This is a genomic window from Pseudomonas sp. ArH3a (genome assembly GCF_022648765.1).
In the GTDB taxonomy this organism is placed as follows: domain Bacteria; phylum Pseudomonadota; class Gammaproteobacteria; order Pseudomonadales; family Pseudomonadaceae; genus Aquipseudomonas.
In genome coordinates this window covers 6,450,036-6,476,581 of record NZ_CP080330.1, presented here as the reverse complement: position 1 = coordinate 6,476,581, position 26,546 = coordinate 6,450,036, and the positions used below count along the sequence as shown (strand labels likewise).

23 protein-coding genes are annotated in these 26,546 nt (G+C 60.0%); 8 read left to right on the top strand and 15 right to left on the bottom strand.

Annotated features, from left to right (window positions below):
• Window positions 1–58: 58 nt before the first annotated feature.
• The 3 genes from betA to betI form a co-directional block, all read right to left on the bottom strand.
• A complete protein-coding gene (gene betA / locus K0P33_RS29880; protein WP_094949546.1) occupies window positions 59–1,762 on the bottom strand; it encodes a choline dehydrogenase in 1,704 nt (567 codons plus the stop codon).
• A 189-nt stretch (window positions 1,763–1,951) separates the two neighbouring features.
• Window positions 1,952–3,424 (bottom strand): betaine-aldehyde dehydrogenase, encoded by a 1,473-nt coding sequence (betB, locus tag K0P33_RS29875; protein WP_094949545.1) that lies wholly within the window; start codon window positions 3,422–3,424, stop codon window positions 1,952–1,954.
• Window positions 3,425–3,533: 109 nt separating this feature from the next.
• Entirely contained in the window at window positions 3,534–4,127 is a 594-nt protein-coding gene (gene betI, locus K0P33_RS29870; protein ID WP_010207128.1) for a transcriptional regulator BetI, read from the bottom strand.
• Between the two features lie 390 nt (window positions 4,128–4,517).
• Here betI and K0P33_RS29865 point away from each other — a divergent pair, with 390 nt between their 5' ends.
• A complete protein-coding gene (locus K0P33_RS29865; RefSeq protein ID WP_242156139.1) occupies window positions 4,518–6,452 on the top strand; it encodes a BCCT family transporter in 1,935 nt (644 codons plus the stop codon).
• 133 nt (window positions 6,453–6,585) lie between these two features.
• Here the strand turns inward: K0P33_RS29865 and choV are convergent, their stop codons facing one another.
• The 3 genes from choV to K0P33_RS29850 all read right to left on the bottom strand — a co-directional run bounded on the left by choV (window position 6,586) and on the right by K0P33_RS29850 (window position 9,626).
• Window positions 6,586–7,767, bottom strand: coding sequence for a choline ABC transporter ATP-binding protein (gene choV / locus K0P33_RS29860; RefSeq protein WP_094949543.1), 1,182 nt, complete (start codon window positions 7,765–7,767; stop codon window positions 6,586–6,588).
• Window positions 7,764–8,609, bottom strand: coding sequence for a choline ABC transporter permease subunit (gene choW, locus K0P33_RS29855; RefSeq protein WP_242153165.1), 846 nt, complete (start codon window positions 8,607–8,609; stop codon window positions 7,764–7,766). The genes choV and choW overlap by 4 nt, the downstream gene beginning before the upstream one ends.
• A gap of 69 nt (window positions 8,610–8,678) precedes the next feature.
• Window positions 8,679–9,626 carry a choline ABC transporter substrate-binding protein gene (locus tag K0P33_RS29850; protein ID WP_242153162.1) on the bottom strand — a complete coding sequence of 316 codons (948 nt, stop codon included), beginning with the start codon at window positions 9,624–9,626 and terminating at the stop codon, window positions 8,679–8,681.
• A gap of 415 nt (window positions 9,627–10,041) precedes the next feature.
• On the opposite strand from K0P33_RS29850, the gene K0P33_RS29845 reads away from it, so the two are divergent.
• Together K0P33_RS29845 and K0P33_RS29840 are read left to right on the top strand one after the other, a co-directional pair.
• Window positions 10,042–11,418 carry an L-serine ammonia-lyase gene (locus tag K0P33_RS29845; protein WP_242153159.1) on the top strand — a complete coding sequence of 459 codons (1,377 nt, stop codon included), beginning with the start codon at window positions 10,042–10,044 and terminating at the stop codon, window positions 11,416–11,418.
• A 461-nt stretch (window positions 11,419–11,879) separates the two neighbouring features.
• Complete coding sequence (locus K0P33_RS29840) at window positions 11,880–12,983, top strand: GlxA family transcriptional regulator (protein ID WP_094949539.1); 1,104 nt, start codon at window positions 11,880–11,882, stop codon at window positions 12,981–12,983.
• Window positions 12,984–13,078: 95 nt separating this feature from the next.
• Here the strand turns inward: K0P33_RS29840 and K0P33_RS29835 are convergent, their stop codons facing one another.
• The 6 genes from K0P33_RS29835 to K0P33_RS29810 form a co-directional block, all read right to left on the bottom strand.
• Window positions 13,079–13,342 (bottom strand): hypothetical protein, encoded by a 264-nt coding sequence (locus tag K0P33_RS29835; protein WP_083356383.1) that lies wholly within the window; start codon window positions 13,340–13,342, stop codon window positions 13,079–13,081.
• A 367-nt stretch (window positions 13,343–13,709) separates the two neighbouring features.
• Complete coding sequence (locus tag K0P33_RS29830; protein WP_242153154.1) at window positions 13,710–14,870, bottom strand: gamma-butyrobetaine dioxygenase; 1,161 nt, start codon at window positions 14,868–14,870, stop codon at window positions 13,710–13,712.
• Between the two features lie 9 nt (window positions 14,871–14,879).
• On the bottom strand, window positions 14,880–15,359 hold the full coding sequence (locus K0P33_RS29825) for a thioesterase family protein (protein WP_242153152.1): 480 nt from the start codon (window positions 15,357–15,359) through the stop codon (window positions 14,880–14,882).
• A gap of 118 nt (window positions 15,360–15,477) precedes the next feature.
• Complete coding sequence (locus tag K0P33_RS29820) at window positions 15,478–16,443, bottom strand: L-carnitine dehydrogenase (protein WP_094949536.1); 966 nt, start codon at window positions 16,441–16,443, stop codon at window positions 15,478–15,480.
• 144 nt (window positions 16,444–16,587) lie between these two features.
• The gene (locus tag K0P33_RS29815) at window positions 16,588–17,475 is read right to left on the bottom strand and encodes a 3-keto-5-aminohexanoate cleavage protein (protein WP_242153148.1); all 888 of its coding nucleotides are present in this window, start codon (window positions 17,473–17,475) and stop codon (window positions 16,588–16,590) included.
• A 76-nt stretch (window positions 17,476–17,551) separates the two neighbouring features.
• Window positions 17,552–18,496, bottom strand: coding sequence for a choline ABC transporter substrate-binding protein (locus K0P33_RS29810; protein ID WP_242153145.1), 945 nt, complete (start codon window positions 18,494–18,496; stop codon window positions 17,552–17,554).
• 194 nt (window positions 18,497–18,690) lie between these two features.
• Here K0P33_RS29810 and K0P33_RS29805 point away from each other — a divergent pair, with 194 nt between their 5' ends.
• Entirely contained in the window at window positions 18,691–19,635 is a 945-nt protein-coding gene (locus tag K0P33_RS29805) for a GlxA family transcriptional regulator (protein ID WP_094949533.1), read from the top strand.
• Window positions 19,636–19,703: 68 nt separating this feature from the next.
• On the top strand, window positions 19,704–20,882 hold the full coding sequence (locus tag K0P33_RS29800; protein WP_242153142.1) for an AAA family ATPase: 1,179 nt from the start codon (window positions 19,704–19,706) through the stop codon (window positions 20,880–20,882).
• Window positions 20,883–21,003: 121 nt separating this feature from the next.
• On the opposite strand, the gene K0P33_RS29795 is transcribed toward K0P33_RS29800, so the two are convergent.
• The 3 genes from K0P33_RS29795 to K0P33_RS29785 form a co-directional block, all read right to left on the bottom strand.
• On the bottom strand, window positions 21,004–21,420 hold the full coding sequence (locus K0P33_RS29795; protein ID WP_242153139.1) for a DUF3010 family protein: 417 nt from the start codon (window positions 21,418–21,420) through the stop codon (window positions 21,004–21,006).
• A 73-nt stretch (window positions 21,421–21,493) separates the two neighbouring features.
• On the bottom strand, window positions 21,494–21,964 hold the full coding sequence (locus K0P33_RS29790; RefSeq protein ID WP_094949530.1) for a hypothetical protein: 471 nt from the start codon (window positions 21,962–21,964) through the stop codon (window positions 21,494–21,496).
• 145 nt (window positions 21,965–22,109) lie between these two features.
• Complete coding sequence (locus K0P33_RS29785) at window positions 22,110–22,511, bottom strand: lysozyme inhibitor LprI family protein (RefSeq protein ID WP_094949529.1); 402 nt, start codon at window positions 22,509–22,511, stop codon at window positions 22,110–22,112.
• 219 nt (window positions 22,512–22,730) lie between these two features.
• Between K0P33_RS29785 and K0P33_RS29780 the strand changes: the two genes are divergently transcribed.
• From K0P33_RS29780 to dgcA, 3 genes are all read left to right on the top strand, one after another.
• Window positions 22,731–23,708 carry a dipeptidase gene (locus K0P33_RS29780; RefSeq protein ID WP_016972866.1) on the top strand — a complete coding sequence of 326 codons (978 nt, stop codon included), beginning with the start codon at window positions 22,731–22,733 and terminating at the stop codon, window positions 23,706–23,708.
• Between the two features lie 70 nt (window positions 23,709–23,778).
• Window positions 23,779–24,309 carry a DUF5943 domain-containing protein gene (locus K0P33_RS29775; protein ID WP_008033249.1) on the top strand — a complete coding sequence of 177 codons (531 nt, stop codon included), beginning with the start codon at window positions 23,779–23,781 and terminating at the stop codon, window positions 24,307–24,309.
• Between the two features lie 15 nt (window positions 24,310–24,324).
• Window positions 24,325–26,385 carry a dimethylglycine demethylation protein DgcA gene (gene dgcA, locus K0P33_RS29770; protein ID WP_094949528.1) on the top strand — a complete coding sequence of 687 codons (2,061 nt, stop codon included), beginning with the start codon at window positions 24,325–24,327 and terminating at the stop codon, window positions 26,383–26,385.
• Window positions 26,386–26,546: the final 161 nt, after the last annotated feature.

Here is a 26,546-nt window from a genome sequence, read left to right as displayed (position 1 = left end):
GAACTCGGTCAACTGTGGGAGCTGGCTTGCCTGCGATACAGGCACCGCGGTGCGTCAGTTACTGCGCGGTAGGGCCTACTTCACGCATCGGCTTGCCACGCACCGGCGCATCGCCGGCCACGTAGTAGTCGGCGGTGCTGCGCGGCAGCGGCTTGCGGCCACGGATCTTGTCGGCGATTTTCTCGGCGATCATGATCGTCGGCGCGTTGAGGTTACCGGTGGTGATGATCGGCATGATCGACGCATCGACCACACGCAAGCCCTGCATGCCATGCACGCGGCCTTCGCCATCCACTACAGCCATCTCGTCGTCGCCCATCTTGCACGAGCAGGACGGGTGGAACGCGGTTTCGGCGTGTTCGCGGATGAACTTGTCCAGCTGCTCATCGGTTTGCACGTCAATACCCGGGCTGATTTCGCGGCCACGGTATTGGTCCAGTGCCGGCTGCTGCATGATTTCGCGGGTCAGGCGGATGCCGTCGCGAAATTCCTGCCAGTCTTGCTCGGTGGCCATGTAGTTGAAGAGGATGCTCGGGTAGTCCCGTGGGTTCTTCGACTTCAATTGCACGCGGCCACGGCTTGGCGAACGCATGGAACCCATGTGCGCCTGGAAACCGTGCTCTTTCACACCGTTGCTGCCGTTGTAGTTAATCGCGACCGGCAGGAAGTGGTACTGGATGTTCGGCCAATCGAATTCTTCACGGGTACGGATAAAACCGCCCGCTTCGAACTGGTTGCTGGCGCCGATGCCGGTGCCGTTGAACAGCCATTCGGCACCAATGGCCGGCTGGTTGTACCAGAGCAGCGACGGGTACAGCGACACCGGTTGGGTGCAGGCGTATTGCAGGTACAGCTCAAGGTGGTCCTGCAGGTTTTCGCCGACGCCTGGCAGGTCGTGGACCACCGGGATGTCGAGGCTTTCCAGCAGTTTGGCCGGGCCCACACCGGAGCGTTGCAGCAGTTGCGGCGAAGCGATTGCGCCGCTGCACACCAGCACTTCTTTACGCGCACGGGCTTCAACGCGCTCTTCGGCGGCGCCGATCAGGTAGCGCACGCCAACGGCACGCTTGCCTTCGAACAGCACTTTGTCGGTCAGGGCGTGGGTGACGATGGTCAGGGTCGAACGCTTTTTAGCCGTGTCCAGGTAACCGCGAGCGGTGCTGGCGCGACGGCCTTTAGGCGTGACGGTACGGTCCATCGGGCCGAAGCCTTCTTGCTGGTAGCCGTTCAAGTCTTCGGTGCGCGGGTAACCGGCTTGTACGCCAGCTTCAACCATCGCGTGGAACAGCGGGTTGTTGCCGGCTTTAGGCGTGGTCACGCTGACCGGGCCGTCGCCACCGTGGTAATCGTTGGGGCCGATGTCGCGGGTTTCGGCCTTACGGAAATACGGCAGGCAGTCGAGGTAGGACCAGTTTTCCAGGCCTGGCAGTTTCGACCAGTTGTCGTAGTCCATCGCGTTGCCGCGGATGTAGCACATGCCGTTGATCAGTGAGGAACCGCCGAGGCCCTTGCCGCGACCGCATTCCATCCGGCGGCCGTCCATATGTGGCTCTGGGTCGGTTTCGTAGGCCCAGTTGTAGCGGCGGCCTTGCAGCGGGAACGCCAGGGCGGCCGGCATTTGGGTACGGAAGTCGAAACGGTAGTCTGGGCCACCGGCTTCCAGCAGCAAAACAGTGACGCCTTCGTCTTCGGTCAGACGGGTCGCCAGGGTGTTACCGGCGGAGCCGGCACCCACAATGATGTAATCGTATTCTTGGGACATAATGCGCCCTCGTAAAAGTTGGTTCAGGCTGTTTTTTGTGGCGAGGGGGCTTTTCCCCCGTTCGACTGCGCAGCAGTCGCAAATTCAGCGATCGAGTTCTATCTGAAAGACTGCGGTGGCTGGAATGGGGCTGCTTCGCAGCCCAACGCGGGGCAAGCCCGCTCGCCACAGAGGCCAATCCGCTTGGCTTTAGAACACCGAGGCGTAGTCGCCCAGCTCTACCTGTACCGATTTGATGCGGGTGAAGTTGTTCAGCGAGCTGATGCCGTTCTCACGGCCCACACCGGATTGCTTGTAGCCACCGACCGGCATTTTGGCGTCGGATTCGCCCCAGGCATTGATCCAGCAGATACCCGCTTCCAGCTGATGAATCACGCGGTGAGCGCGGTTCAGGTCTTTGGTCACAAGGCCAGCGGCCAGGCCGAAGTCGGTATCGTTGGCGCGGCGGATCACTTCTTCTTCGGTCTCGTAAGTGAGGATGCTCATCACTGGGCCGAAGATTTCTTCACGGACGATGGTCATTTCGTCGGTGCAGTCGGTGAACACGGTCGGGGCCACGTAGGCGCCTTTGGCGAATGCACCGTCGGTCAGACGGTCGCCGCCGCACAGGACGCGGGCGCCTTCTTCCTTACCTTTGGCGATGTAGCCGAGCACGCTTTCCATGTGGGCGAAGCTGACCAGCGGGCCGAAGTTGGTGTTCTCGTCTTGCGGGTCGCCAACGCGAATGCGCGCAACACGCTCAACGATCTTGGCTTCGAAGGCCGCTTGCAGGTGCTTAGGCACGAACACGCGAGTGCCGTTGGTGCAGACCTGACCGGAGCTGTAGAAGTTGGCCATCATCGCGATGTCGGCCGCACGATCCAGGTCGGCGTCTTCGAACACGATCAGCGGCGACTTGCCGCCCAGTTCCATGGTCACTTCTTTGAGCGAAGAGCTCGAAGCGCTGGCCATGACTTTCTTGCCGGTGTCGGTGCCGCCGGTGAACGAGACTTTCTCGATGCGCGGGTGCTCGGTCAGCCAAGTGCCGACTTCACGGCCGCTGCCGGTCAGGACGTTGAACACGCCATCCGGAACGCCGGCTGCGGTGTAGATTTCAGCCAGTTTCAGGGTGGTCAGCGAGGTGACTTCGCTCGGCTTGAAGATCATCGCGTTACCGGCGGCCAGGGCCGGTGCGGATTTCCACAGGGCGATCTGGATCGGGTAGTTCCACGCGCCGATACCGGCAACCACGCCCAGCGGCTCGCGGCGGGTGTAGACGAACGAAGTGTCGCGCAGTGGGATCTGCTCGCCTTCGATGGCTGGCACCAGGCCTGCGTAGTATTCCAGCACGTCAGCGCCGGTGACGATGTCGACGTATTGGGTTTCGGAGAAGGCTTTACCGGTGTCCAGGGTTTCCAGCGCGGCCAGCTCGTCGTTGCGCTCACGCAGGATGTCGACGGCACGGCGCAGGATGCGCGAACGCTCCATGGCGGTCATCGCAGCCCAGATTTTCTGGCCTTTTTCAGCGCTGACCACGGCACGTTCAACGTCTTCCTTCGTGGCGCGTTGCACTTGGGCGAGAACTTCACCGTTAGCCGGGTTGATGGCTTCGAAGGTGGCATCGCTGCCAGCGTCGCTGTAGCCGCCGTCAATGTAGAGTTTTTGCAGTTCGAAACGGGCCATAAAGTCCTCGCAAGTGCATAAGTGGTTGGCGTTACCCGCCGCCAGTGGGCCATGGTGTTCTGGCAACACTGAGCGGCAGACGTTCAGGGGTTGAGCGTTTATGTGTGCTCTAACTCACCTGCTTGGCCAATTGGAAATCCATGTATTCGTAAGCGATCCGTTGCGCCTGCTCCGTGTCGAAAGCGTCTCCCGACAGGGCGCCGCGCAACCACAAACCGTCGATCAGGGCCGCCAGGCCTCTGGCTGCTTTGCGTGCGTGCGGCAGCGGTAGCACTCGGCGGAACTGGCAGCACAGGTTGGAATACAGACGTTGATCGTTGATCCGCTGCAACCTGTGCAATGACGGGTGATGCATGCTGGTGGCCCAGAAGGCCAGCCAGGTTTTCATTGCCGGTCCGTTGACCTGGCTGGCGTCGAAGTTGCCCTCGATGATCACCCGAAGGTGCGCCCGTGGGCTGTCGTCCTTCAGCGCAAGCCTGCGTTCGTGGACGTTCTCGATCAGCACATTCATCAAGTACCGCATCGTTGCGGCGATCAGGCCGTTCTTGTCCTGAAAGTAGTGACTGATGATGCCGTTCGAGACACCGGCCAAACGGGCGATCAGCGCAATGCTGGCATCTCCCATCCCAACCTGATCGATGGCCGTCAAGGTGGCTTCGATCAACTGCTGGCGGCGTATGGGTTGCATACCGACCTTGGGCATGTAGCACCTCTCCTTAGGCCTGCCGGTGGGCGATAAACGTCCGTCGGCTTGAAGGCCAGTCTATTTTGTTTTGATTGAACGTTCAATCAACAAAGAATAAGATCTGCGACAAATGGTCGCTCCCTACAGATATTTCCTACCTGTGAGCAGCAGCCTCTGACACCTGCAAAAATCCTTGAAACCGGCCATATCAGGGCCTGCCACCGCTTCGGCGGGGCTCAGGAATTTTCGGGGTGTCTTTATAACACCCGTCCGTCGACTGCCGAAAAATCGATGTCCCGGGATAACCGTTGCCTTGTGTTTCTCTCTCGCACTGCCCGGAGCATCTGCGCCATGAGTTCTGCCTCTCTTATAAAGACCCCACCGGAAAAGGTCCGGGTCAACGGTTGGGTGTTCTACACCTCCACCGCGCTCATTCTGTTGTTGACCGCCATTCTGATCATCGCCCCGCAGGAGGCCGGGCGCATGCTCGGCGTAGCACAGGCTTGGCTTTCCAAAAGCTTTGGCTGGTACTACATGGTGGTCATCGCCGCTTACCTGGTGTTTGTGGTCGGCCTGGCGTTTTCGTCCTACGGTAAATTGAAACTGGGCAGCAAGGACGACACCCCGGACTTCAGCTACGGCGCCTGGGCCGGCATGTTGTTCTCGTCGGGTATCGGCATCTCGCTGCTGTACTTCGGCGCCTCGGAACCGTTGGACCACTACTTCAACCCGCCCGAAGGCGCGGCTGCCAGTAATGGTGCGGCACGCCAGGCGTTGCAGCTGACCTTCCTGCACTGGGGCCTGCATGGCTGGGCGATCTATGCTTTGGTGGGCCTGGCCGTGGCGTACTTCGCCTACCGTCACAACCAGCCGCTGGCCTTGCGTTCGGCGCTGTACCCGCTGGTAGGCGAGCGTTGGGTGAAAGGCGCGGCCGGCCACGCGGTGGACGGTTTCGGCATGTTCGTGACCTTGCTGGGCCTGGTGACGAACCTGGGGATTGGTGCGATGCAAGTGTCGTCCGGGTTGGAAAACCTGTTCGGCATGGAGCACAACAACACCAACCTGCTGATCGTGATCATCGTGATGAGCACCGTGGCGACCATCGCCGCCGTGTCGGGTGTGGAAAACGGTATTCGCCGCCTGTCCAACCTCAACATCGTGCTGTTCAGCGGCTTGCTGATTTTCGTGCTGTTGTTCGGCCCGACGCTGCACCTGCTCAATGGCTTGGTGCAGAACACGGGTGATTATCTCAACGGCATCGTGCTGAAGACTTTCGACCTGTATGTGTACGAAGGCGACGCCGACAAGACCGAGCGTTGGATGGGCCTGTGGACCCTGTTCTACTGGGCCTGGTGGATTTCCTGGGCGCCATTCGTAGGCATGTTCATCGCGCGTATTTCCCGTGGTCGCACCGTGCGTGAACTGGTGGCCGGCGTGCTGCTGATCCCGCTGGGCTTCACCTTGGCGTGGTTGTCGATCTTCGGTAACTCGGCCCTGGACCTGGTGCTCAACCACGGTGCCGTGGAGTTGGGCAAGACGGCGCTGGAACAACCGTCGATGGCCATCTACCAATTGCTGGAGCACTACCCGGCGTCGAAAATTGTTATCGGTGTGTCGATCTTCGTGGGCTTTGTGTTGTTCCTGACCCCGGCGGATTCCGGCGCGGTGATGATGGCCAACCTTTCCTGCAAAGGCGGCAATGTGGATGAAGATGCGCCGCACTGGTTGCGTATCTTCTGGTCGGCCGTGATCACCCTGGTGACCATCGGCCTGTTGTTTGCTGGCAACTTCGAAGCCATGCAAACCATGGTGGTGCTGGCGGGGCTGCCGTTCTCGGTGGTGCTGATTTTGTTCATGTTCGGTTTGCACAAGGCGATGCGCCAGGATGTGGCCATCGAACAGGAGCAGGCGCAATTGGCCGAACGTGGCCGCCGTGGTTTCAGCGAGCGCTTGACCGCCCTGGACCTGCAACCGAGCCAGGCCACCGTGCAGCGCTTTATGGACAAGCACGTAACGCCGGCGCTGGAAGAAGCGGCGGTTGCGTTGCGTGATCAAGGGCTGGAAGTGCAGACCTTGTTGGGCAAATCCAAGCGTTGCATCGGTGTGCGCATCGAGATGGAAGAGGGCAACCCGTTTGTCTATGAAGTGAGCCTGGATGCTTATTCGGCGGCACCGAGCGACTTGCCCGAAGAAGAGCGCACGCGTTATTACCGGGCCGAGGTCTACCTGCACAACGGACCTCAGGAATACGACCTGATGGGCTTTGCCCAGGAACAGATCACCCGGGACGTGCTCGACCAGTTTGAAAGCCATCGGCAGCTCCTTGGCCGTGTCTATAGCTGATAGTTGAGTTTGAATGATCATTCCCACGCGCAGCAAAGGAATGCATCCTGTGACGCTCTGCGTCACGACTTAAGAGCGGACGCAGAGCGTCCAGGGCGGCGTTCCCACGCAGAGCGTGGGAACGATCAAGCGACTAGCCCAGGTTCTTGCCCAGCAGGGCATGGTAAAGCTCACTGTCCCCCAAGATTCCCACCACCTGGTGGTTGCTGTCATGCAACACCAACTTATTCCCGGTGTGATAACGAATCTGCAACGCATCACGCATGCCGATATTGGAATCCACCAGCGTCGGCACACGGCCCAAACCTTCTACCGGTTGCCCTGGTGCCCAGTTCTGCAGGTTCATCACCGCGCCATTCTGGCGGGCACCCTTGATGGTGTTGCCTTCTGCCAGGTCCAGCCACGAATCGCCGCCCGGGTCCAGGCACACTGAACCGTTGATGCGTTTGCAGTTGTCCAGGGTGCGCATCAGGCTGCGACCGCACAATACGTTCAGCGGGTTGGTATGCGCGACGAAGGTGCGCACATAGTCGTCCGCCGGGTTCAGCACGATCTCTTCCGGCACGCTGTACTGGATGATCTTGCCGTCTTTCATGATCGCGATGCGGCTGCCGAGTTTCAGTGCCTCATCCAGGTCGTGGCTCACGAACACGATGGTCTTGCTCAGCTTGCGTTGCAGCTCCAGCAGTTCATCTTGCAGGCCTTGGCGGATCAGCGGGTCGAGGGCGGAGAAGGGTTCGTCCATCAGCAGGATATCGGCGTCCATCGCCAACGCGCGGGCCAGGCCGACGCGTTGCTGCATGCCGCCGGAAAGCTCGTCGGGCTTCTTGTTGCGCCATTGGGCCAGGCCCACCAGCTCGAGTTTTTCATCCACCAGCGCGCGCCGTTCTTTCTCGGGGCGGCCCTGCATCTCAAGGCCAAAGCTGATGTTTTCGCGCACCGTCAGCCAGGGCATCAGGGCGAACTTCTGGAACACCATGGCGATGCGCTTGGTGCGCATCATTTTCAGCTCCGCAGGCGTGCAGGACGCGATGTCGATCTGGCGCCCTTCATGCTCCACAAACAGCTGGCCACGGCTCACGGTGTTGAGGCCGTTGATACAGCGCAGCAAGCTCGACTTGCCGGAGCCCGACAGGCCCATCAGCACGCAGATCTCGCCTTTCTCCACGTCCAGGCTGGCTTTTTCAACGCCGACAATCTGCCCGGTCTTTTTCAGGATCTCGTTGCGGTGCATGCCCTGGTCGAGCAGCTTGAGCGCTTCGCGCGGGTCTTTGGAGAAGATCACATCGACATTGTCGAATCGGATAATGCTCATGCATCACCCCCTACTTTGGCGTCGGGTTGTTTGCAGATGCGGTCGAGCATGATCGCCAGCAATACGATTGCCAGGCCGGCTTCAAAGCCCAGGGCGATGTCGGCGGTGTTCAGTGCGTTGACCACTGGCTTGCCGAGGCCGTCGGCGCCTACCAGGGCCGCGATCACCACCATCGACAACGACAGCATGATGCATTGGGTAATGCCGGCGGCAATGCTCGGCATAGCGTGGGGCAGTTCAATCCGTGAGAGCAACTGGCGGCGCGAGCAGCCAAAGGCCTTGCCGGCGTCCATTAACTCTTGCGGCACATCGCGGATACCCAGGTAAGTCAGACGGATAGGTGCGGCAATCGCGAACACCACCGTGGAAATCAGCCCGGGCACCACACCCAGCCCGAAGAGGGTCAGGGTAGGGATGAGGTAGACGAAGGTCGGTACGGTCTGCATCAGATCGAGCACCGGCCGCATCAGGGTGTAGAACATGGGTTTGTGCGCGGCAACAATGCCCAGTGGCACACCGATGACCACGCAGACCAGGGTGGCGAACAGCACCTGGGCGAGGGTCTCCATGGTTTCCTGCCAGTACCCAAGGTTCAGGATCAGCAGGAAGGAGGCAATGACAAATACCGTCAGGCCCCATTTACGTTGAATAAAGTGAGCGAGTAGCGCAATCAGACCGATCAATGCCAGCGGATTGAACCAGGTCAGCGCAAACGTCACGCCGTGGATCATCGTTTCCAGAGTCGATGCGATTGCGTCGAAGTAGTTGGCACCGTGTTGGGTCAACCATTCGACGAAGGCAGCGATGTACTGGCCTAGTGGGAGTTTATGTTCAGTCAGCATGGTAGTGAATGTCCACATGCGAAGGGGAAAACATCCCAGGCCAGCGCACCGGCCTGGGGTCAGCGGGTGCTAGTTGGCGAGATACGCTTTTACGGCCTCCAGCCCAGGTTTGCCGTCAACCGTGGTCACACCGGCGAGCCAGGTGTCGAGCACTTGCGGGTTCTTCTGCAGCCAGGCCTTGGCCGCGGCGTCGGGCTTCATCTTGTCGTCAAGGACGTTACCCATCAGGGTGCTTTCCATGTTCAACGTGAACGCCAGGTTTTTCAGCAGTTGGCCAACGTTGCTGCATTCCTGGGTGTAGCCCTTGCGGGTGTTGGTGTAGATGGTGGCCTGGCCGTAGTTGGGGCCGAACGAATCGTCACCGCCGGTCAGGTATTTCATCTTGAAGCGGGTGTTCATCGGGTGCGGTTCCCAGCCGAGGAACACGATGGCCTGGCCGCGCTTGGTGGCCCGTTCGACCTGGGAGAGCATCCCGGCTTCGCTGGATTCCACGACCTTGAAGCCCGCGTCTTTCAAACCGAACTGGTTCTTGTCGATCACGGTCTGGATGGTGCGGTTGCCGTCGTTACCCGGCTCGATGCCGTAGATCTTGCCGCCTAGCTCATCCTTGAATTTGGCGATATCGGCGAAGTCTTTCAGGCCCTTGTCATACAGCGCCTCGGGGACCGCCAGGGTGTACTTGGCGTTTTCCAGGTTGGCGCGCACGGTTTCCACGGTGCCGGCATCACGGTACTGCTTGATGTCGTTTTCCATGGTCGGCATCCAGTTGCCGAGGAAGATGTCCATGTTTTTGCCGTCGGCCAGCGACTTGTAGGTCACAGGTACCGAAATCATCGTGGTGCGCGGCTTGTAGCCTAGGCCCTTGAGGATTTCGCTGGTGGTCGCGGTGGTGACGGTAATGTCGGTCCAGCCGACATCGGAGAAGTTAACGGTCTTGCACTGTTCCGGTTCTGCAGCGTGTGCCAGGACTGGCAGACTCAGCATGGCGGCCAACAACAACGAGGGTGAACCTTTCATCGGGGTAGACTCCTGTGTCTTTTTTCTGGCGGCTTTCGCCGCGCTTTATAAGTGTTGCGGTTGGGGCGTGCGATGAAGCGCCGGCACGGTGCCTTGCCATCGAGTCGAGACTGATCATGTACCAGTGAAAATCTGACGCCTACAGGGGGCGTCGTATCCAGTACAGGGATGGTCGTATCCAGTGTCGGTGACGTCGCTTACAGATTTTTCCGAAGGCAAAACTGCAGTTTTTATCGATCTGCACCGCTAAAAACGGCCAAAACGCTTGATCGCACGGGAGCGACGCTGTTGAGCATGGGTGCGTCGGTGTGAGACGCCGTGAGGGCGGATAAAAGCTTGATGATGCCGCCATCTGGGCGATCTGAGCGTAGCAGCTTGTTCATGCCTAGCCTGCTCACCGAGGAGTTTCACGGCAATGGCTATCAGCGTTTTCGACCTGTTCAAGATCGGCATCGGGCCTTCTAGTTCTCACACCGTCGGCCCCATGCGCGCCGCAGCGTTGTTCGTCCAAGCTTTACGTGAACGTGAACTGTTGGAACAAGTCAGGCGCGTCGAAGTTCAGCTGTATGGCTCATTGTCGGCCACCGGCATCGGCCACGGCAGCGACACCGCCACCATCATGGGCCTGATGGGCGAGTGGCCGGACGCTATCGACCCGGCGCAAATTGGCCTGCGTATTCACACCCTGCGCGAGACCGACACACTGTTGCTCGACGGCCGCCTGCCGGTGCCCTTCATCTGGGCGCGCGACATGCGCCTGCTCGACGAAAACCTGCCGTTCCACCCCAACGCCATGACCCTGGTGGTGTTTGGCGATGATGGCGAGTTGCACCGCGATACCTACTATTCGGTCGGTGGCGGTTTTGTGGTGGACCACGCCCAGGCGCAAAGCGGCGTGGCCGATATGGACCGCACCGAGCTGCCGTATGATTTTTCCAGCGCGGTGGAGCTGTTGCAGCTGTGCAAGACCCACAACCTGCGCGTGGCCGAGTTGATGCTGGCGAATGAAAAGACTTGGCGCAGCGAGGAAGAAATCCGCAGCGGCCTGATGAAGCTCTGGCGCGCCATGCAAGATTGCGTGGAGCAGGGCCTCAAGCACGAGGGCATCTTGCCCGGCGGCTTGAACGTGCGGCGTCGCGCCGCCAAATTGCACCGCAGCTTGCAGGAGTTGGGCAAGCCAAATGTGATTGGCTCGACCTTGAGTGCGATGGAGTGGGTCAACCTGTTCGCCCTGGCGGTGAATGAAGAAAACGCCGCCGGCGGGCGCATGGTCACCGCACCGACGAATGGCGCGGCGGGGATCATCCCGGCGGTGCTGCACTACTTTATGAAGTTCAGCGACGAAGTGACTGAAGCCAACGTGGTCGACTATTTGCTCAGCGCGGCGGCCGTGGGAATTTTGTGTAAAAAGAATGCCTCGATTTCCGGCGCCGAAGTCGGCTGCCAAGGCGAAGTCGGTTCGGCCTGCGCCATGGCCGCAGCCGGGTTGGCCGAAATCCTCGGTGCCACGCCGGAGCAGCTGTGCAACGCCGCCGAAATCGGCCTGGAACATAACCTCGGCCTGACCTGCGACCCGGTGGGCGGGCTGGTGCAAGTGCCGTGCATCGAGCGCAATGCGATTGCAGCGGTGAAAGCGATCAACGCGGCGCAGATGGCGCTGCGCGGCGATGGCCAGCACTTTATCTCCCTGGACCGAGTGATCCGTACCATGCGCGATACCGGCGCGGACATGCATGACAAGTACAAGGAAACATCGCGGGGTGGGTTGGCGGTAAGTGCGGTGGAGTGTTGAGCGCTTTCTTCGGGTGAGCGGCTTGTTGTGGCAAGCCCGCTCGCCACAATTGATTGGCAAACTGCTCATAAAGTGAACACCCGGATTCAAAAGCGCCACCTTTTAGCGCGTCGCAAACAGATAAGTAGCTCCAGAACGAATTCCCGCCCGACCACCCGTCACCCGTGCGTGCGGTGACAGACTCTTCCTACGCCCGCAAAGCGCCTTCCCACAAGTGCTACCGATCTGCTCACACCCCGTGAGCAGGCGCACGCCAGCGTCCTTTTCGAGGCATATCCCGCACTTCCTGCGCGGGCTTAAATAGACGCGTCATCAGGTCGTTTTCAGGAGTTATTGAATGCTCATTCAATTTTAGGCATGGCATTTGCTCTATCTATTCAAAGCCTCTCCTTTCCAGGGCGAGCGCAATAACAAGAGCCTCGCCTGAGGCCATCACCCGCTTTGTGTGAGGAGATACCGCGATGACGTCGTTCAACTCAGGGGCCCAACCCCAGAACCGTGCGCCTCAATCCATCGGCTTTTTGCTGCTGGACAATTTCACGCTGATTTCCCTGGCGTCCGCAGTGGAACCGCTGCGCATGGCCAACCAGTTGTCCGGCCGTGAGCTGTATCGCTGGTCAACCCTGAGTGTCGACGGCAACCAAGTGTGGGCCAGCGACGGTCTGCAAATCACCCCCGATGCCTCCATGCACAAAGCCCCGGCCCTGGACACTGTGATTGTGTGCGGCGGCGTGGGTATCCAGCGCACCGTTACCCGTGAACACGTGTCGTGGCTGCAAAGCCAGGCGCGCCAGTCGCGTCGCCTCGGCGCCGTGTGCACTGGCAGTTGGGCCCTGGCCTGCGCCGGTTTGCTCGACGGTTTCGATTGCAGCGTGCACTGGGAATGCCTGGCGTCGATGCAGGAAGCGTTCCCGCGTGTCGCCATGAGCACACGCCTGTTCACCCTTGACCGCAACCGCTTCACCAGCTCGGGCGGCACCGCGCCGCTGGACATGATGCTGCACCTGATCAGCCGCGACCACGGCCGTGAATTGTCGGCAGCGATCTCCGAGATGTTTGTGTACGAACGCATCCGCAACGAACAGGATCACCAGCGTGTGCCGCTCAAACACATGCTCGGCACCAACCAGCCGAAACTGCAGGAAATCGTCGCGCTGATGGAAGCCAACCTGGAAGAGCCGATCGACTTGGACGAGCTGGCGGTGTACGTCGCCGTGTCGCGTCGCCAGTTGGAGCGGCTGTTCCAGAAATACCTGCACTGCTCGCCGTCGCGTTATTACTTAAAACTGCGCTTGATCCGTGCACGGCAACTGCTCAAGCAAACGCCGATGTCGATCATCGAAGTAGCCTCGGTGTGCGGGTTTGTGTCCACGCCGCACTTCTCCAAGTGCTACCGCGAATACTTCGGCATACCGCCACGGGATGAACGCGTAGGTTCCAACACCACCCAGCAAGTGGCGATGATGCCGATTCCGCAGGCGCTGGTGTTGTCACCGTTGTCGGGGCCGATGTCGGCGTTGAGTCAGGCCAGGAATGAGTCGACTTTCGCGAGTGTAAGGCTCTAGACCGAAGGTACTTCATCGCAGGCAAGCCAGCTCCCACATTTTGATCTGTGAATACATTCAAATGTGGGGGCTGGCTTGCCTGCGATAGCGATCTATCAGACGCCAGAGTTCTGCTTGAACTGCCCCAACGCCGGCAACAACTGCTTATCGATCGCCTGGCGCACAGCCGGCAAGATCGTCGCGCTGCCGGTGTACATCTGTTCCACCATGCCCTTGAGCGCCTTGGCCCGCGCGGCACTCAAACCGCGCACCGCACACTCGCAAGCCTGCTCGGCGGTGGCGCCGCTGGACACTTCAAAACCCAGTGAGCGCAGTTGGCCCAGCAGGTCATCCTGGTCAATCAAATCCGCGTGCATCATGACGTTCATCCTGGTGTAGGGAGCGGGGACTGACTGGGATTCTGGTAGGCCCTCGGCCGGTCGGCAAGGGCAGATTCAACGAATGGCTCAGATGGCTATGAACAGGTCGTTTTCGGGTCATTTACCGACACAAGTAATAGGCACACTGAACGCCAGGCACGCACCTTGAAGGTTTGGTCACCCTCGGGATGTCACGCTCACACCAAGCACTCTGCCCCGATCCAGTCACGGCTGGATCGGGGCTTTTTTTGCCTGGGGTTTGTGGTGAGTTCACGGGCCCCCTCGCAGGCAAGCCAGCTCCCACATTTTGACTTGTGAACGCAGTCAAATGTGGGAGCTGGCTTGCCTGCGAGGGGCGCGCCGCGGTCTACCGCTGCAACACCAGAATCCGTGAGAGCAACTCATCCCGGTCGATGTAACAACCCTGAAAGTGCCGCGCTCCGGAAGCCGGGTCAAACGCATTGCGCGCATGCAACGTGCGGCGGTTATCAAAGCACCACAACTCGCCCGGATTCAAACGCTTGACCAACCGAAACCGCTCCTCCCGCGTCATCGCAATAAAGCGCCGATACGCGCGATACAACAACGGCATCTGTTCCACCGGCGCCTCGAATGGCCCACGCAGAAAGTTGGCCATGCGGATCTCCGCCACTTCACCCAAGGCATCCAGCGCAATGATCGGCGCGAGGCGGCGATAGTCGCTGTGACGGTCCTTGTTGCGAAACTCCACCGGTATTTCACACAGCGCGCGAAACGCCTCGGGGTCTTCGCTGCGCAGCGCATTGGCGATGGCGAACCCATCGACAAAAATGCTCTCGCCGCCCGTGGCCTCGTTCACCAGGCAGTGCAAAAACTGCAGCCCCGGTTGCAGCTCCCGCGTCGGCAAATCGCTGTGCAATGGCAGGTTGAAAGCGGTGTAGGCATTGCTGTCGGCATCGGCCTTGGATTGCACGTTGAACAGCACGCCGAAGTTGCTCTCGCGGATAAACGAAATACGCTTGGCGATCAGCGCCAGGGAGCCGGGTTCGGTGGGTACGCCACGGATTTGCGTGAGGCCGCCTTCACGCAAGGCCAGCAACCATTGCAGCAGGACCTTGGGGTCTTCCATCACCGCCGCGTAGTCGAAAACCGGCAACGTGAAGTGCTGGTCCCACAGCTGGGGTTGGGGTATCGCCGCACGGCGCTCAGCGCGGGATTCATCGTCGTAGGCGTGCGCCCGTAACCAGCCGGGATCGTACTGGCTCAGGTGGCCGCCGTTCCATTCCACACTCAGCAAGCCCTGATCAATGCGCGCGCTGCTGGCGCTGAGATTCTCATCCACATCGACAATCTCCAGCACCTGCTCACGGGTCACGCTGTACACGCATTCCGCGCACGGGCAGTTGTCCCGCAGCCATTGATGATGAAACGGGCTTACCCGGCCATCGGCCCAATGCACGCGAAGCTGATCCTCCAGCACCTGCACCTCGGCGAGGTCGCAGATCGTTGGGTAAGTACGAAAGTCGGCAACAGCGGCTGCAGTGCGCATGACGGCTCCTTAGGGTTTTTTGGGCGGCAAACCGATCACACGGCCGAGGAGGGCGGGCCTTGGCAGGTCGGCCTGCGCAGCGCGGATAGCGATGAGTTTTTCCAGGGTGGCCGCGGTGAACGGCGCCGAATGCGGGCCGGCGAGGTCGACGTGCAGCAGCATCTGTTCGTTGCCGGCCAGTTCTTTTTCATCGCCCGCTAAATGCAGGCTGTGATACAGGTGCAGGCGCTTGGCATCGTGGGCGATCAGTTGGGTGTGCACCTCTACCTCGGCACCGAGTTTTACCTCGTGCAGGTAGTTGAGGTGCAGTTCCAGGGTGAACAATGAATTGCCGCTGGCCTCGCGGTTTTCACTGTCCAAACCCAGGGTGTCCATCAGCGCGTCGGTGGCGTAGCTGAAGATCAGCAGGTAGAACGCATCGCGCAGATGGCCGTTGTAATCCACCCAGTCGGGGAGGATTTTTGTGGTGTAAGTCGTCAGTGCAGGCATCACATAAATTCCGGCTATGTACTCGGTCAAATGTGGGAGCTGGCTTGCCTGCGATAGCCATGTACGACTCACCGCCGCTATCGCAGGCAAGCCAGCTCCCACAGGAAATCAACAGCGGTTACTCAGCGAAGCTCATGCCGTGTTTGGCTTTGGTGGTTTTCACCGCTTCAAGCACCGCCAACAGGCAATCATCACGATAGCGTTCCAGCGCCGAAATGCTGTGCTTGCCCAACTGCTCGCTGGTGCCATCGACCACATCATCAATCAACTTGTCAGTCAATTCCGGCGCCGGCAGGTACGTCCACGGCAACTGCAGCGCCGGGCCGAACTGCGCCATGAAATGCCGCATCCCGGCATCACCGCCGGCCAGGGTGTAGGTTAGGAAGGTGCCCATGAACGACCAGCGCAACCCGGCGCCAAAACGGATGGCGTCATCGATCTCTCCGGTGGTCGCCACGCCGTCGTTGACCAAGTGCAGCGCCTCACGCCACAGCGCTTCAAGCAGGCGGTCTGCGATAAACCCCGGCACTTCCTTACGCACATGCAACGGGCGCATGCCGAGGGATTCATACACCTTGATCGCCGCCTGAACAGCCTCCGGCGCGGTATTTTTGCCGCCCACCACTTCCACCAGCGGCAACAGGTAAACCGGGTTAAACGGGTGGCCGACCACGCAGCGTTCCGGGTGGGTGGAACCCTCGTAGAACTCGCTTGGCAACAGGCCCGAGGTACTCGAACCAATCAGCGCATTCGGCTTGGCCGCCGCGCTGATCTTGCTGTGCAACTCCAGTTTCAGCTCCAGGCGTTCCGGGGCGCTTTCCTGGATGAAGTCGGCGTCTTTCACGCACGCTTCAATGGTGGCGACAAAGCGCAGGCGGTCCTGGGATGCTCCCGGTGCCAAGCCTTGTTTTTCCAAAGCGCCCCAGGCGTTGGCGACACGTTTGCGCAGGGCCGCTTCGGCGCCGGGCGCCGGGTCCCAGGCGACTACATCCAGGCCGTGGGCCAGGGCGCGGGATACCCAGCCGCTGCCGATGACGCCGCTGCCGAGGGCGGCGAAGGTTTTGATTTCGGTGATAAAGCTCATAGTGACGATCCTGAAAAGTCCGGTGATTCAATGTGGGAGCTGGCTTGCCTGCGATAGCGGTGTGTCAGTTGGAGTATCCGGTGCAGGTGTACCGCCATCGCGGGCAAGCCCGGCTCCCACAGGGTTCAGCGGTGGTTGGAAAAATTAGCCGCGCTTGGTCAGGCCCATCTTGACTCGGCCTTCCGCCGGGCTCATGACCCGCGCGCCCAGGCGGCTGAGGATTTCACTCGCTCGCTCCACGAGCTGGCCGTTGGTGGCGAGCACGCCTTTGTCCAGCCACAGGTTGTCCTCCAGACCGACCCGTACGTTGCCGCCCAGCAGCACCGCTTGCGCCGCCATCGGCATTTGCATGCGGCCGATACCGAAGCCGGCCCACACCGCGTCGGCGGGCAGGTTGTCGACCATGGCTTTCATCGTGGTGGTGTCAGCCGGTGCGCCCCATGGGATGCCCAGGCACAGTTGGAACAACGGGTTGTCGAGCAGGCCTTCCTTGATCATCTGCTTGGCGAACCACAGGTGGCCGGTGTCGAAAATTTCCAGCTCGGCCTTAACGCCCAGTTTCTGAATGCGCTTGGCGCCAGCACGCAGCTGGGCCGGGGTGGACACGTAAATGGTGTCGCCATCGCCGAAGTTCAGGGTGCCGCAGTCCAGCGTGCAGATTTCCGGCAGCAACGCTTCCACGTGGGCCAGGCGGGTCAGCGGGCCGACCAGATCGGTGTTGGGGCCGAACTCCATCGGGTTCTCGCCACCGCCGATTTCCAGGTCGCCACCCATGCCAGCGGTGAGGTTGACGATGATGTCGATGTCGGCCTCGCGGATGCGCTCCATCACCTCGCGGTACAGCGCGACGTCGCGGCTGAACTTGCCGGTTTCGGGGTCACGCACGTGGCAGTGCACCACGGTCGCGCCAGCCTTGGCGGCTTCCACGGCGGCAGCGGCGATTTGTTTGGGAGTGACCGGCACGTGTGGGCTTCTGCCGGTCGTGTCGCCAGCACCGGTGAGTGCGCAGGTGATGATGACGTCGTGGTTCATGAGTCGGTTCCTTGCAGGCGGGCGTAGTGATGCCGCGCGCAGCCAAAAGCGGCTGCGACACGGTGATTCGGATCGGTTATTTGCGGGTCAATTGCAGGTTGGCCGCGGCCGGTTTGCCGTCGAAGGTGGTCACGCCTTCAAGCCAGCGCTGCTGGTCTTGCGGGTGGTCCTTGAGCCACTGCTTGGCGGACTCGAGCGCGTCTTTGTGATCCAGCAACGGCTGCATCATTCGGCTCTCGTCGGCGGCGGTGAAGGTCAGGTTGGTCAGCAGCTTGTGCACGTTCGGGCATTGTTCGGCGTAGGTCGGCGAGGTGACGCTCCACACCGTGGCCATGCCTTCGTTCGGGCCCAGGGCGTCGTCGCTGCCGGTGAGGTAAGTCATCGCCACGTTGACGTTCATTGGGTGCGGCGCCCAGCCGAAGAACACCACGGCTTCCTTGCGGCGTACCGCACGGTCGACAGCGGCGAGCATGCCGGCTTCGCTGGATTCCACCAGTTGGAATTTGCCCAGGCCGAACTGGTTCTTGGCGATCATCGCCTTGATCTGGGTGTTGGCGCCCGAGCCTGGCTCGATGCCGTAGATCTTGGCGCCCAGTTCTTTCTCAAACTTGGCGATGTCGGCAAAGGTTTTCAGGCCCTTGTTCGCCAGGTAAGTCGGCACGGCGAGGGTGGCGCGCGCGTCTTCCAGGCTGGGTTTTTCGAGGACTTTGACTTGCTTGGCGTCGACGAACGGCGTGATGGTCTGGGTCATCAGCGGGTTCCAGTAGCCCAGGAACAGGTCCAGGCGCTGGTCACGGATGCCAGCGAAGATGATTTGCTGGGACGCGCTGGTTTGTTTGGTCTTGTAGCCGAGGCCGTCGAGCAACACTTGGGTCATGGCGCTGGTCGCGATCACGTCGGTCCAGTTCACCACGCCCATGCGCACGTTTTGGCAAGACGCCGCATCGGCTGCCATCACGTGGGTGCTCAAAATGGCGCTGGCGCTGAGTGCAAGCACACAGCGGCTGATCAGTCGGTTCATGGTGGATCCCTCGGCAGGTCGTTATTGTGGGGGCCGGCGTCTTTGTGCACCGTGGGATCAAGGTACGCAGCTTAAAGGGCGGCAAAGCGCACGGCGGCGACCAGCTCTTGCACTGCAGCGACCTGTGCTCTTGAATGGCCTGTTGAACTGGCGTATCACAGTGACCACGCTGCCCGTCCTACGAGAGCGCCACCATGTCCCAGGATTTCTACTTTCTGCTGATGCCGGGTTTCTCGGCCATCGGCTTTATCTCCGCGCTGGAACCGCTGCGCGTGGCAAACCGCTTTCGCGGCGAGCTGTACCGCTGGCATGTACTCAGCGCCGACGGCGGCGCGGTGCTGGCGAGCAATGGCATGTCGGTCAACGCCGACGCCGCACTGGAACCGCTGAAAAAAGGCGCGACGCTGATGGTGGTCGCCGGCTTCGAACCCTTGAAGTTCACCACGCCCGCGCTGGAACACTGGCTGCGCCGGCTCGACCACGATGGCGTCACCCTCGGCGCCATCGACACCGGCGCCTGTGTGCTCGCCGAAGCCGGTTTGCTCGACGGCCACCGCCTGACCCTGCACTGGGAAGCCATCGATGCCTTCAAGGAATCTTATCCACAGCTCACCGTGACCCAGGAGCTGTTCGAAATCGACCGTCGCCGCATCACCTGCGCCGGCGGCACCGCCTCCATCGACCTGATGCTCGACCTGATCGCACAGGCTCATGGCCCCGACTTGGCGATCCAAGTCTCCGAACAATTCGTGCTCGGGCGCATCCGCCCACGCAAAGACCACCAGCGCATGCAGATCGCCACGCGCTACGGCATCAACAATAAGAAGTTGGTGCAGGTCATCGGCGAAATGGAGCAACACACCGAGCCGCCGCTGAGCACCTTGGCATTGGCCGATGCGATCAAGGTGACGCGGCGCCAGTTGGAGCGGCTGTTTCGTCTGCACTTGAACGACACGCCGAGCAACTTCTACCTCGGCCTGCGCCTGGAAAAAGCCCGGCAGCTATTGCGACAGAGCGATATGAGTGTGCTGGAGGTGAGTATCGCGTGCGGGTTTGAGTCGCCGTCTTACTTCACCCGTAGCTATCGAGCGCGGTTTGCCAAATGCCCGAGGGAGGATCGGCGACGGGAGGTGGTTTGACGGGCAATTATAGTCAATTATACTCGTCACTATAATTTATAGTCCTTTCCATAATTGAGTATAAAAGTATGTCGAAGAACAGCGGCTTCGTGTTCCGCCGCCCCGCCCTGGCAAGCAGCATTGCTGACGGATTGGTGGGGGCCGGTATTCAGGATTTTACGTCCGGCCTGTTCCTTGCGGCGCCGCGTCGCACCGGCAAAAGCACCTTTTTGCGCGAAGACCTGATCCCCGAGTGCCAACTGCGGGGTTGGTTGGCGGTGTATGTCGATCTCTGGGCGGACAAAGAGAAAGATCCCGCTGAGTTGATCGCCAGCGCTATTGCCGCTGCTCTGGTGCCCTATGAAAAAGGCATTCGCAAACTGGCCAAGAATATTGGAATCGAGAAACTCAGCTTTCTGCGTACCCTCTCCTGGGACTTTACCAAGCCACAATTGCCCGTCGGCGCCACGCTGACCCAAGCCTTGGAATTGCTCCACAGCGCGGCGGAAAAAACCGTGGTGCTGGTGATTGACGAAGCGCAGCACGCCTTAACCACCGAGTCCGGTATCAACGCGATGTTCGCGTTGAAGGCCGCCCGGGATCAGCTCAATCAAGGTCGTGACGAGGAAGGCAGTGGCTTGCGCCTGGTGTTTACCGGCTCCAACCGCGACAAGCTGGCTCACTTGGTGTTGGGCAAAAGCCAGCCATTCTTCGGCTCCAGCATCACGCCGTTCCCCTTGCTCGGCAAAGAGTTCACCCAGGCCTACACCGTGCACCTCAACGCGCATTTGGCTAAAACCAATCAGTTTAACGCGGCGGATATCGACGAAGCCTTCGAGCTGGTAGGCCGTCGTCCCGAGATGCTGCGCACCATCATCGGTGAAGTGGCGCTGGAGCTGGGCGAGGCAAGCAATTTGGGCCAACTGCTGCACAGCCGTGCCGAACTGCTGCGCGCGGGCGTGTGGACCGAATTTGAAAGCGCCTGGAACAACCTCACCATCCCCCAGCGCGCCGTGTTGGAAGTGATGGTGGAGCGTTCGCAACACAACCAACCGTTCGCGCCGTTTACCGACAGCACCCTGACGGCAGTCAGCAAAGCGCTGGAAGACATGGGCAGCGACGTGGTGCCAGGCACCCAGACCATTCAGGCCTGCATCGATGCGTTGCGCGACAAGGAGCTGGTGTGGAAGTCGAGCCGGGGCGGCTATGCCCTGGAAGACAAAACGTTCGGCGATTGGCTGCAGCACAAGAACCGCACAAGGATTTAAACGCAACAAGGTTCAAAGGTGGGAGCTGGCTTGCCTGCGATGCAGGCACTTCGGTGTATCAGTGACACACAGTTGATGCCATCGCAGGCAAGCCAGCTCCCACATTGATCTTCGGTGTGGCCTATTTCTTTACCAGCGCCGAACACGCCGCCTTAAAGGCCTCATGCTGATACTTGTTCAGCGAGGCCGGCAGGGGAAAATCGTGCTTCTTGTTCTGCGCATTAATGGTCTGTGGCGACAACAACGTCACCTCAACCCCCTCCAGCAACTGAAACACTCCTTCAATCTTGAACGTGGTCGGGCCACCGGCGAACTCGCCTTTCTTGCTGCGCTTCTTGATCGCGATGCGGGTGATGGCGTTTGCCTGTACAAACGCTTTCACTTGGGCGGCGAAGGCTTTGACGTTGGCCGCCTCATCGTCGTCTTCCAGGGCGATTTTCTTGGTGGCCACCGTGATGTGGGTCAGCGCCTGGTTGTCCAGGGAGGCGACGGCGATGATGGCTTCGCTGCCTTTGATTTCGATGCCGCAGATAGTCATGAAAGGCCTTGGTTGGGAAAGAGGGAGTGGAAAAAGGATTGTCACCTATCTACTCCCAGATGCACTACCGCTTCTATAGCGTAAGGTCGTCACGGCCTACAATTTTGAAGTGTCCGTCGTTGATCACCAGGATGCTTCCATCCGGGTTGGTGGACTTGAAGCTGAAGGTTCCTTCGACAGTCTCGAGTGCGTCATTGAAAGCCACGTTGATGAAACCGGAGTCTGCGTCATGGGTGTAGAAAACCGATTCGTCGTTTTCTGCCAATAATTGCCAATAAACGGCACTTACCTTCTTATCTTCAATCGTGTGTTTACCGTCGGTGAGCGTGCTGAGAAAGGTGATTTCGACGCCGTGAATCATGTCGGGCAAGTGCTGCAGCACCGAGAGCGTCATACGCATTTGTCGGTCGGTCGTGTAGTAGTCCCGTGCGAAATTGATGCCTTCGGCCGTTAACGTCAGGGAAGGGGACGTTCCAATGTTGGCGCTCAGATTGCCCTGGGATGGGGTTGTATAGATTTGAGGAATGACGTGTCGAGTCAGCATGATCAGCTCCTTGGAGTAGCTCCTTGATGATCGGATAATCCGTATCACCGGCTAAACTTAGGCGCTGCCTGGCACATCGTAAACTGTGAGAGTTGACAGTTGACATGTGCCTGGCAATTAAAATGACAGCGCATTTTGTATGCGCTTATTCCTGCCCAATCGACTCCAAAAACTCCGACCGCTCGTCGCTCATCCGCGCCAGGCAATCATTCTGTTGAATCGCATACTCCTTGCTACCGTTCACCGCCGGGAAGGTGTCCACTGCACAATCGGCATCGCGCAATTTTTCCCATTTCTGCTGGGCATCCTTCAGACGAGCGGTAATGTCGGCCAGTTGCGACTTGTTGCTGCCATAGGTCGAACCCATGCGTTCCAGCAGGCCTTGATAGTTATCCTTGAGCAATTGCTCGGCGGTGGTTTTGTTATAGGTGGCGCATTCCAGGGTTTGCTTGTCGTTCTCGATGCCATCGCACGGCGTGCTGTCGGTGTCTTCGGCCGCGTGGACGCCGGTTGCGATGAGTGCCAAAGCCAGGAAAATCGATTTCATTGCGCCGTCTCATATCAGGTGATACGGAATTCTGGCTCAAGCGTCAGACAAAGAACAGTCGTCAGTCGGACGTGTCATGTAGGCCTTTGTCGCGGATTGACGCTTTCGGCAATTCCCCTGTCGTTTTTGCACCCGGTTCGTTCAGCCCCTGGGCATATGCTGGCCCCAAAGCGCCGGCAGACGATTCGGCGCACGAATCGCCAAAAAGGGGACAGCCTGATGAGCCCAGCCGAACTGCACGCCGACAGCATCGTTATCGACGGGCTGATCATTGCCAAGTGGAACCGCGACCTGTTCGAGGACATGCGCAAAGGTGGGCTGACCGCCGCCAACTGCACCGTGTCGGTGTGGGAAGGCTTCCAGGCCACGATCAATAACATCGTGGCCAGCCAGACCCTGATCCGTGAAAACAGCGATTTGGTGATCCCGGTGAAAACCACCGCCGACATCCGCAAAGCCAAGGAGCAGGGCAAGACCGGCATCATCTTCGGCTTTCAGAACGCCCATGCGTTTGAAGACCAGCTCGGCTATGTGGAGATCTTCAAGCAGCTCGGCGTCGGTGTGGTGCAGATGTGCTACAACACCCAGAACCTGGTCGGCACCGGTTGCTACGAGCGTGACGGTGGCCTGTCGGGCTTTGGCCGTGAGGTTGTCGGTGAGATGAACCGCGTCGGCATCATGTGCGACCTGTCCCACGTCGGTTCCAAGACCAGCGAAGAAGTCATCCTCGAATCGAAAAAACCGGTGTGCTATTCCCACTGCCTGCCGTCCGGCCTTAAAGAACACCCGCGCAACAAGTCTGATGAAGAGCTGAAGTTCATCGCCGATCACGGCGGTTTTGTCGGCGTGACCATGTTCGCGCCGTTTTTGGCCAAGGGCATCGATTCGACCATCGACGACTACGCCGAAGCCATCGAATACACCATGAACATCGTCGGCGAGGACGCCATTGGCATCGGCACCGACTTCACCCAGGGCCATGGCCAGGATTTCTTCGAAATGCTGACCCATGACAAGGGCTACGCCCGCCGCCTGACCAGCTTCGGCAAGATCATCAACCCGCTGGGCATCCGCACCGTGGGCGAGTTCCCCAACCTCACCGAGACCCTGCTCAAGCGCGGCCACAGCGAGCGCGTGGTGCGCAAGATCATGGGTGAAAACTGGGTCAATGTCCTCAAGGACGTCTGGGGCGAATAAGCCAACCTCTCTTTTCCTCCGGCCATCTGTGCCGGGGGCATCAAAACGAATTTTTCGGAGTTAAGTTTCCATGGCCAAGATCGCCCCGCAATTGCCAATCGAAGTCGACAGTGAAACCGGTGTCTGGACCTCCGACGCCCTGCCGATGCTGTATGTGCCACGCCATTTCTTCGTCAACAATCACATGGGGATTGAAGAAGTATTGGGCGCCGACGCCTACGCCGAAATCCTCTACAAGGCCGGCTATAAATCCGCTTGGCACTGGTGTGAAAAAGAAGCTGAATGCCACGGCCTGGAAGGCGTTGCGGTGTTTGAGCACTACATGAAGCGCCTGTCGCAGCGCGGATGGGGCCTGTTCAAGATCCAGGACATCGACCTCGACAAAGGCACCGCCAGCGTCAAGCTCGAGCACTCGGCGTTTGTCTACGTGTATGGCAAGGTCGGGCGCAAGGTCGACTACATGTTCACCGGCTGGTTTGCCGGCGCCATGGACCAGATTCTGCAGGCGCGTGGCAGCAAGATCCGCACGGTGGCCGAGCAAGTCTACGGCGGCTCCGAAGAAGGCCACGACGACGGCCTATTCACCGTCAAGCCGTTGTAAGTCGAGGACCCTGCCATGGCTTTCGAAGCAATGTTCGCACCGATCCAGATCGGCAAACTGACCATCCGCAACCGCGTGCTCAGTACCGCCCACGCCGAGGTGTATGCCACCGACGGCGGCATGACCACCGACCGCTATGTGAAGTACTACGAAGAGAAAGCCAAGGGCGGGATTGGCCTGGCGATCTGCGGCGGGTCTTCCAGTGTGGCCATCGACAGCCCGCAAGGCTGGTGGAAATCGGTGAACCTGGCCGACGACCGGATCATCCCGCACTTCCAGAACCTGGCCGATGCCATGCACAAGCATGGCGCCAAGATCATGATCCAGATTACCCACATGGGCCGTCGCTCGCGCTGGGACGGCGAGCATTGGCCGACCCTGCTGTCGCCGTCGGGCATCCGTGAGCCGGTGCACCGTGCGACCTGCAAAACCATCGAGCCGGAAGAAATCTGGCGCGTGATCGGCAACTACGCCAGCGCCGCCGCGCGGGCCAAAGCCGGTGGCCTGGATGGCGTGGAGCTGTCGGCGGTGCACCAGCACATGATCGACCAGTTCTGGAGCCCACGGGTCAACAAGCGCACCGACGAATGGGGCGGCAGCTTTGAAAACCGCATGCGCTTCGGCTTGGAAGTCCTGAAGGCTGTGCGCAAGGAAGTCGGCCCGGATTTCTGCGTGGGCATCCGCCTGTGCGGCGATGAATTCCACCCGGACGGCTTGTCCCACGAGGACATGAAACAGATCGCCAAGTATTACGACGACACCGGCATGTTGGACTTTATCGGCGTGGTGGGCTCGGGTTGCGACACTCACAACACCCTGGCCAACGTGATCCCAAACATGAGTTACCCACCGGAGCCGTTCCTGCACTTGGCAGCCGGTATCAAGGAAGTGGTCAAGTCGCCGGTGCTGCACGCGCAGAACATCAAGGACCCGAACCAGGCCACGCGCATTCTGGAAGGCGGCTACGTAGACATGGTCGGCATGACCCGTGCGCACATCGCCGACCCGCACCTGATCGCCAAGATCAAGATGGGCCAGATCGACCAGATCAAGCAGTGCGTCGGCGCCAACTACTGCATCGACCGCCAGTACCAAGGGCTGGACGTGCTGTGCATCCAGAACGCCGCGACCTCGCGTGAGTACATGGGCGTGCCGCACATCATTGAGAAATCCACCGGGCCCAAACGCAAGGTCGTGGTGGTCGGTGCCGGCCCGGCCGGGATGGAAGCTGCGCGCGTTGCCGCCGAGCGTGGCCATGACGTGACGCTGTTCGAGAAGAAAGACTTTATCGGTGGGCAAATCACCACCGCCTCGAAAGCCCCACAACGTGACCAGATCGCCGGCATCACGCGCTGGTTCCAGCTGGAACTGGCACGCCTGAACGTCGACCTGCGCCTGGGCGTGGCGGCGAATGCCGAAGCGATCCTCGACCTGCGCCCAGATGTCGTGGTGCTGGCTGTCGGCGGGCATCCATTCCTGGAGCAGAACGAACACTGGGGCGCGGCGCAAGGCCTGGTGGTCAGCAGTTGGGACGTGCTCGACGGCAAAGTCGCGCCGGGCAAGAACGTGCTGGTGTACGACACCATCTGCGAGTTCACCGGCATGTCGGTGGCGGACTTTTTGGCGGACAAGGGCTGCCAGGTTGAGATCGTCACTGACGACATCAAGCCCGGCGTGGCCGTCGGTGGTACGTCGTTCCCGACTTACTACCGCAGCATGTACCCCAAGGAAGTGATCATGACCGGCGACATGATGCTGGAAAAGGTCTACCGCGAAGGCGACAAGCTGGTGGCGGTGCTGGAGAACGAATACACCGGCGCCAAAGAGGAGCGAGTGGTGGATCAGGTGGTGGTGGAAAACGGCGTGCGCCCGGACGAGGAGATCTACTACGCCCTCAAACCCGGTTCGCGCAACAAGGGCCAGATGGACATCGAAGCCCTGTTCGCGATCAAGCCACAGCCGTGCCTGAGCGAGCCGGGTGAGGGGTACTTGCTGTTCCGCATTGGTGACTGTGTGGCGCAACGTAATACCCACGCCGCCATCTATGACGCCCTGCGCCTGTGCAAGGATTTCTGACCCAACAGGAACGCGATCAATGTGGGAGCCAGCTTTTCTGTGGGAGCCGGGCTTGCCCGCGATGCAGGCAACTCGGTCTATAGGAAGACCGCGTTGATGCCATCGCAGGCAAGCCAGCTCCCACACAAGCCAGCTCTCACATTGAACCGATTCCCATGCAA